This is a genomic window from Pseudomonas sp. SDO5591_S426, from assembly GCF_054070755.1.
The window spans coordinates 1-6,632 of record NZ_JBSVXD010000255.1 but is presented as its reverse complement, the minus strand read 5'-3'; the positions used below and the strand labels follow the sequence as shown (position 1 = coordinate 6,632).

The following is a 6,632-nucleotide window of genomic DNA, read 5'->3' as shown; positions in this document are numbered from 1 at the left end:
GGAGCTGCCGAAGGCTGCGATCTTTTGATCTGCCCGGAAATACAAAAAAGGCCCGCATGTTCACCATGCGGGCCTTTTTCATTACATCTTTCAGATCAGTGCTTGCTGTCTTGGTTCGACAACGCCAGCAGCTGTTTTTCCTGATTCCAGTCAAACGGTTCGTCGTTCTGTTCGGCTTCGAAGCGACGTTCTTCCAGCGCCTGATACAGGTCGATTTCATCATCGGGCATGTAGTGCAAGCAGTCACCGGCGAAGTACCACAGCAGGTCGCGCGGGACCAGGTGGGCGATTTGCGGGTAGCGGGTGATCACCTGGCACAGAATTTCCTGGCCCAGGTACTGGCTTTCGATCGGATCGACCGGCAGCAGTGCAAGCAGTTCGTCGAAGCGCTCCAGGAACAAGGCATGGCTTTCGTCGGGAACCTGTTCGGCCTCACCTACGGCGACCAGGATGCTGCGCAGGTGGTCGAGCAATACGAGATGATCGGCAACGATGTTGGACACGAGATAAGTCCTCAAGAGCAAAACGGGCGCGGGAGTATAAAGCTCCTGCGCCCGTTTTTACATGCTTGGGTGGATCAGCGGACCTTCCCTTGTGCTATCGCCAGTTCCTCTTTGTCGAAGTCATCGACATCGATCACCTTGCGCCGCGCCGCCTCGGCTTCGCGCAGGGTTTGAGCTTCCACGGGTTGCAACACCCCAGCCTCCAGCGCGGCATCGATGACAGGCTCGCCAGCGACCGGTTTGACCTGACCGCTCTTGAGCGCCACATGCAGTTTTTTCTGTAGCGGTTGTGCGGCGCTCAACAAGTTGCAGGCATGTTGCAAGGCGCCAACCGGGTCTTCCTCCGATTGTGGGCGATAGCAACCGAGCAGAACTTCCTCCAGCGCCGGATCGCCCTCGGCCCGACCGATGACCGCAGCGACTTGTGCACCCAGCTTGTCGGAAGGTCCTTTGTGGCGACGACCGAACGGGAACACGATCAGCCGCAACACACACGCCAGCACTTTGTTCGGGAAGTTGTTCAGCAGTTCATCCATGGCCCGCTCGGCCTGGCCGAGGCTTTCCTCCATGGCCCAGGTAAACAGCGGTTCCATGTATTGCGGCGCGTCGAGGTCGTTGTAGCGCTTGAGCGCGGCACTGGCCAGGTACATGTTGCTCAGCACATCACCCAAGCGCGCCGACAGGCGTTCACGGCGTTTCAGTTCGCCGCCCAGCAGCATCATGCTGAGGTCGGCAAGCAAGGCGAACGCAGCCGCCTGACGGTTGAGGGCACGGAAATAACCCTGGCTCAGCTTGTCGCCCGGCGTATGTTCCAGATGGCCGAAACCAAGATTCAGCACCAGCGTGCTGGCCGCGTTACCCACGGCAAACCCGATGTGCCTGAGCAGCAGGCCGTCGAACTCGACCAGCGCCTGATCCTTGTCCTCACGGGTGGCAAGGGCCATTTCCTTGAGCACGAAAGGATGGCAGCGAATCGCACCCTGGCCGAAGATCATCAGGTTGCGCGAGAGAATGTTCGCACCTTCCACGGTGATGAAAATCGGCGCACCGCTCCATTTGCGTGCGAGGTAGTTGTTCGGTCCCTCGATGATCGCCTTGCCGCCGTGCACGTCCATCGCATGGCTGATGCACTCGCGGCCACGTTCGGTGAGGTGGTACTTGAGAATCGCCGACAGCACCGACGGTTTTTCGCCGAGGTCCACCGCGTTGGCGGTCAGCATCCGCGCGGCATCCATCATCCAGGCATTGCCGCCGATGCGCGCCATCGCTTCCTGAATACCTTCGAACGCGGCAATCGGCACGTTGAACTGTTCGCGAATCTGCGCGTACTGGCCGGTCACGAGGCTGGTGAACTTGGCCATGCCGGTGCCCACTGCCGGCAGGGAAATCGAACGCCCGACCGACAGGCAATTCATCAGCATCATCCAACCCTTGCCGAGCATTTCCTGGCCGCCGATGAGAAATTCCAGCGGGACGAAAACGTCTTTGCCGGAGTTCGGGCCGTTCATGAACGCCGCGCCAAGCGGCAGATGACGACGGCCGATTTCCACGCCGGGAAGATCGGTTGGAATCAGCGCGAGGCTGATGCCCAGATCTTCTTTATCACCCAGCAGATGGTCCGGGTCGTAAGCCTTGAACGCGAGGCCGAGGAGGGTGGCCACCGGGCCAAGGGTGATGTAGCGCTTTTCCCAGTTCAGGCGCAGGCCGAGAGTTTCCTGGCCTTCCCATTCACCTTTGCAGATCACGCCGGTGTCGGGCATGCCGCCAGCGTCGGAGCCGGCCAGTGGGCCGGTGAGGGCGAAGCACGGAATATCGTCGCCGCGCGCCAGACGTGGCAGGTAATGGTTGCGTTGTTCATCGGTGCCGTAATGCAGCAGCAGTTCGGCGGGGCCGAGGGAGTTGGGGACCATCACGGTGGAGGCGAGGTCGCCGCTGTGGCTCGCCAGTTTCATCGCCACTTGCGAGTGGGCGTAGGCCGAAAAGCCCTTGCCGCCAAATTCCTTGGGAATGATCAAGGCGAAGAAACCCTGATCCTTGATGTACGTCCAGGCGTCCTCTGGCAAGTCCATGGTTTGACCGAGTTGCCAGTCGCTGACCATGCCGCAGAGGGTTTCGGTCGGGCCATCAATGAAGGCCTGCTCTTCTTCATTCAGTTGTGCTTTGGGGTAGGACAGCAGTTTGTTCCAGTCCGGGCGCCCGCTGAACAGTTCGCCATCCCACCAGACAGTGCCCGCTTCGATCGCGTCGCGTTCGGTTTGCGACATGGGCGGCAGGGTTTTCTGGAACCAGTTGAACATCGGCGCGCTGAAAAGCTTGCGACGCAGATCAGGCAATAGCAGCGGTGCCGCCACAGCGGCGGTCAGCACCCAGAAAATCAGCAACAGCCAGCCCGGTGCGTGACTGAAGACGCCCATTGCCAGCAGGTAGACAGCCACGATGCCCAGGGCAGGCAGCGGCGCGATGCGACGGTGGGCTAAATAAGCTATCCCGACAACCAGAACCAGTATCCACAACAGCAGCATATTTAATCCTCCGTGAAACCAGGGCGAACCAACCCACAGAGCTTAGACGGCATCCGTAATTCGGGGTGGTCAGAGCGAGGTGATTGAAATCGTGGGAAACCCCGGATGATTTTTGTAGGCCCGGTTAGCAATGGGCCTGGGAAATCGTTCATTGAACGGGCGACAAAGCGTCCATATTTGGCCGAAACGTCGTTATCTCTGTGCTGAACCTCTCGATAGACTCGGGGTTCCCCCAGGAGATCGCCCGCATGCACGAGTACTTAAGCCCCGGCCGCTTCATCGATAGTGACCATCCCTCGGTGGTGGAGTTCGCCGAAAAACACCGTGGCAGCAGTCGCGACCCGATCGAGCAGGCGATCAGTCTTTATTACGCCGTGCGCGAAGCGGTGCGCTACAACCCGTACACCTTCAGTCGCGATCCGCAAACCTTGTGCGGCAGTTACGCGCTGGCCACCGGGGAGAGTTACTGCGTACCCAAAGCCACGTTGCTCGCCGGTGCCGCGCGGCATTGCGGCATCCCGGCGCGGATCGGCCTGGCGGATGTGCGTAATCATTTGTCGACGCCGCGCCTGCTCGAACTGCTCAAGAGCGACATGTTCGCCATGCACGGCTACACCGAGTTCTACCTGCAGGATCGCTGGGTCAAGGCGACCCCTGCGTTCAACCAGAAACTCTGCGAACTGTTCAATGTGGCGCCGCTGGAATTCGACGGAATCAACGACAGCGTCTTCCACCCGTTCAACCGCGATGGCGAGAAACTGATGGAGTACCTCATCGATCACGGCCAGTTTGCCGATGTGCCTGAAGCGTTCTTTTTCGAGCACCTGGAAAAGTGCTACCCGCATCTGTTCGGCGAACAACTGTCGCCACTGCTGGGGGACATGCAGAGCGATTTGAGTCGCGCCTGATCCGGCGTATGCTGCCTGCGCATTCATCAATCGAGAGGCGGTCATGCTGAAGATCTGGGGTCGGAAAAATTCATCGAATGTGAGAAAGCCGTTGTGGGCCGCCGAGGAGTTGGGGCTGGCTTATGAAGCCATCGACGCGGGTGGTGCCTTCGGTGTTGTCGATACGCCCGAGTACCGCGCCATGAACCCCAATGGCCGCGTGCCGGTGATCGAAGACGACGGTTTCGTGTTGTGGGAATCCAACGCCATCGTCCGTTACCTGCTGGCCAAGCATGCGGCGGATACCGCATGGTATCCGGCGGGTGTACAGGCGCGCGCCACCGCTGACAAATGGATGGACTGGACCACTTCCAGTTTCGCCGGCCCGTTCCGCACCGTGTTCTGGGGTGTGTTGCGTACTCCGGCAGATCAGCAGGACTGGCCCGCCATCAAGGCGGCGATCAAGGAGTGCGACGGCTTGCTGACAATGGCCGATCAGGCGTTGGCGACCAAACCCTACCTGTCCGGTGACGAGATCGGCATGGGTGACATTCCGCTCGGCAGTTTCATTTATGCCTGGTTCGAGATGCCGATCGAGCGTGCGCCGCTGCCTCATCTGCAAGCCTGGTACGCACGATTGCAGCAGCGTCCGGCATATCGCAAGGCCGTTATGACCGCGTTGACTTAATACCTACTATCGACACACTTGACTGTACTTGTGCGGCGGCGGCAAGCACCATTGCGTTCATGCGCCGCGGTTGCATTGCTCGCCGCCCGCCCTTATTTCTTTCTTTCTTCCCTTCTTGGTGCGTAATCCGATATGAGTTCCGCTCTGTCCATCCGGCAGCTAACCAAAACCTACGGCAACGGTTTCCAGGCCTTGAGTGGTATCGATCTGGACGTCGCCGAAGGTGACTTTTTCGCCTTGCTCGGCCCCAACGGCGCCGGCAAATCCACCACCATCGGCATTCTCTCGACCCTGGTGAACAAGACCAGCGGCACGGTGAATATCTTCGGTCACGACCTGGACAAGAATCCTGCGCAGCTCAAGCGCTCCATCGGCGTGGTGCCGCAGGAATTCAATTTCAACCAGTTCGAAAAGACCTTTGACATCGTCGTGACCCAGGCCGGTTATTACGGTATCCCGCCGAAAGTCGCCAAAGAGCGCGCCGAGCAATACCTGACCCAGCTCGGCCTGTGGGACAAGCGTGACACGCCATCGCGCTCACTGTCCGGCGGCATGAAGCGTCGACTGATGATCGCCCGTGCGTTGGTTCACGAACCACGCCTGTTGATCCTCGACGAACCGACGGCGGGTGTGGACATCGAACTGCGTCGCTCGATGTGGACCTTCCTCACCGAGCTGAACAAGAAAGGCATCACCATCATCCTCACCACCCACTATCTGGAAGAGGCTGAGCAGTTGTGCCGCAACATCGGCATCATCGACCACGGCACCATCGTCGAAAACACCAGCATGAAACAATTGCTCGGCCAGTTGCATGTCGAGACTTTCCTGCTGGATTTGAAGAACGGCCTGAGTGCGCCGCCGCAGTTGATCGGCTATCCATCCCGGATGCTCGACGGTCACACCCTGGAAGTCCAGGTCGACAAGTCCATGGGCATTACCGCGCTTTTCACCCAATTGGCCCAGCAGAACATCGAAGTGCTGAGCTTGCGTAATAAAACCAATCGCCTTGAGGAGCTGTTCGTGTCCCTGGTGGAGAAAAATCTGGCGAAGGTGGCGTTATGAGTTCCGAGCTGCAACCCAACCTCGTTGCCCTCAATACCATCGTTTACCGTGAAGTCCGGCGCTTTACCCGGATCTGGCCGCAGACCCTGCTGCCACCGGCCATCACCATGGTTCTGTACTTCGTGATCTTCGGTAACCTGATCGGCCGGCAGATCGGCGATATGGGTGGTTTCACCTACATGGAGTACATCGTGCCGGGGCTGATCATGATGTCGGTGATCACCAACTCCTACGGCAACGTGGTGTCGAGTTTCTTTGGCAGCAAGTTCCAGCGTTCGATCGAAGAACTGATGGTGTCGCCGGTTTCGCCGCACACCATCCTGATCGGCTACACCCTTGGCGGCGTGCTGCGCGGTTTGATGGTCGGGGTCATCGTGACGCTGCTGTCGCTGTTCTTCACCGATTTGCAGGTGCATCACCTGGGCGTGACCATTCTGGTGGTGGTGCTGACGGCGACGATCTTCTCGTTGCTGGGCTTCATCAACGCTGTGTTTGCGCGCAACTTCGATGACATTTCGATCATCCCGACGTTTGTGCTGACGCCGTTGACGTATCTGGGCGGGGTGTTTTATTCGATCACTTTGCTGCCGCCGTTCTGGCAGACTGTGTCGTTGGCCAACCCTGTGTTGCATATGGTTAACGCCTTCCGTTACGGCATTCTTGGGGTTTCGGATATCCGGATCAGTGTGGCGATTGCCTTTATGGTGGTGGCGACGGTGGTTTTGTATTTGGGGTGTGCGCGGTTGTTGGTGAGTGGGCGGGGGATGCGTACCTGATCATGGCTTGGCCGTTCGCTGGTTTTGGATGGTGTACATATCCGTTCCTGCGGTAACGGCCACCTAGGGTTTCGCCCTTACGTACGGCCCCTCGCTGAGGCTCGGGGTTCCTTCGCTCCGGCATTCATCCGGGGGTATCGCCTCCGGTTGGCTTCGCTTCAACCTCCTCTCGATGTGTGCGGCTTCGCCGC

General features: G+C 59.0%; 6 protein-coding genes. 4 read left to right on the top strand and 2 right to left on the bottom strand.

The genetic code is table 11. The features are described from left to right. Positions 1–95: 95 nt before the first annotated feature. Complete coding sequence (locus ACW9JC_RS27740; protein ID WP_338585287.1) at positions 96–503, bottom strand: PA2817 family protein; 408 nt, start codon at positions 501–503, stop codon at positions 96–98. Positions 504–577: 74 nt separating this feature from the next. Next, positions 578–3,025 carry an acyl-CoA dehydrogenase gene (locus ACW9JC_RS27735; RefSeq protein WP_457459026.1) on the bottom strand — a complete coding sequence of 816 codons (2,448 nt, stop codon included), beginning with the start codon at positions 3,023–3,025 and terminating at the stop codon, positions 578–580. 248 nt (positions 3,026–3,273) lie between these two features. Here ACW9JC_RS27735 and ACW9JC_RS27730 point away from each other — a divergent pair, with 248 nt between their 5' ends. From ACW9JC_RS27730 to ACW9JC_RS27715, 4 genes are all read left to right on the top strand, one after another. Then, positions 3,274–3,933: a transglutaminase-like domain-containing protein gene (locus tag ACW9JC_RS27730; RefSeq protein ID WP_457459024.1), complete on the top strand. Its 660-nt coding sequence runs from the start codon at positions 3,274–3,276 to the stop codon at positions 3,931–3,933. Positions 3,934–3,976: 43 nt separating this feature from the next. Beyond that, positions 3,977–4,600, top strand: coding sequence for a glutathione S-transferase family protein (locus tag ACW9JC_RS27725; RefSeq protein ID WP_457459022.1), 624 nt, complete (start codon positions 3,977–3,979; stop codon positions 4,598–4,600). A 132-nt stretch (positions 4,601–4,732) separates the two neighbouring features. Then, a complete protein-coding gene (locus tag ACW9JC_RS27720; protein WP_338585292.1) occupies positions 4,733–5,665 on the top strand; it encodes an ABC transporter ATP-binding protein in 933 nt (310 codons plus the stop codon). Next, a complete protein-coding gene (locus tag ACW9JC_RS27715) occupies positions 5,662–6,441 on the top strand; it encodes an ABC transporter permease (RefSeq protein ID WP_416128631.1) in 780 nt (259 codons plus the stop codon). Before ACW9JC_RS27720 ends, ACW9JC_RS27715 begins: the two co-directional genes overlap by 4 nt. The last annotated feature ends 191 nt before the right edge of the window (positions 6,442–6,632 follow it).

Coding starts and splice junctions, on each gene's coding strand:
- ACW9JC_RS27715 (WP_416128631.1), top strand. CDS start 5,662: ATGAGTTCCGAGCTGCAACCCAACCTCGTTGCCCTCAATACCATCGTT.
- ACW9JC_RS27725 (WP_457459022.1), top strand. CDS start 3,977: ATGCTGAAGATCTGGGGTCGGAAAAATTCATCGAATGTGAGAAAGCCG.
- ACW9JC_RS27720 (WP_338585292.1), top strand. CDS start 4,733: ATGAGTTCCGCTCTGTCCATCCGGCAGCTAACCAAAACCTACGGCAAC.
- ACW9JC_RS27730 (WP_457459024.1), top strand. CDS start 3,274: ATGCACGAGTACTTAAGCCCCGGCCGCTTCATCGATAGTGACCATCCC.
- ACW9JC_RS27735 (WP_457459026.1), bottom strand. CDS start 3,025: ATGCTGCTGTTGTGGATACTGGTTCTGGTTGTCGGGATAGCTTATTTA.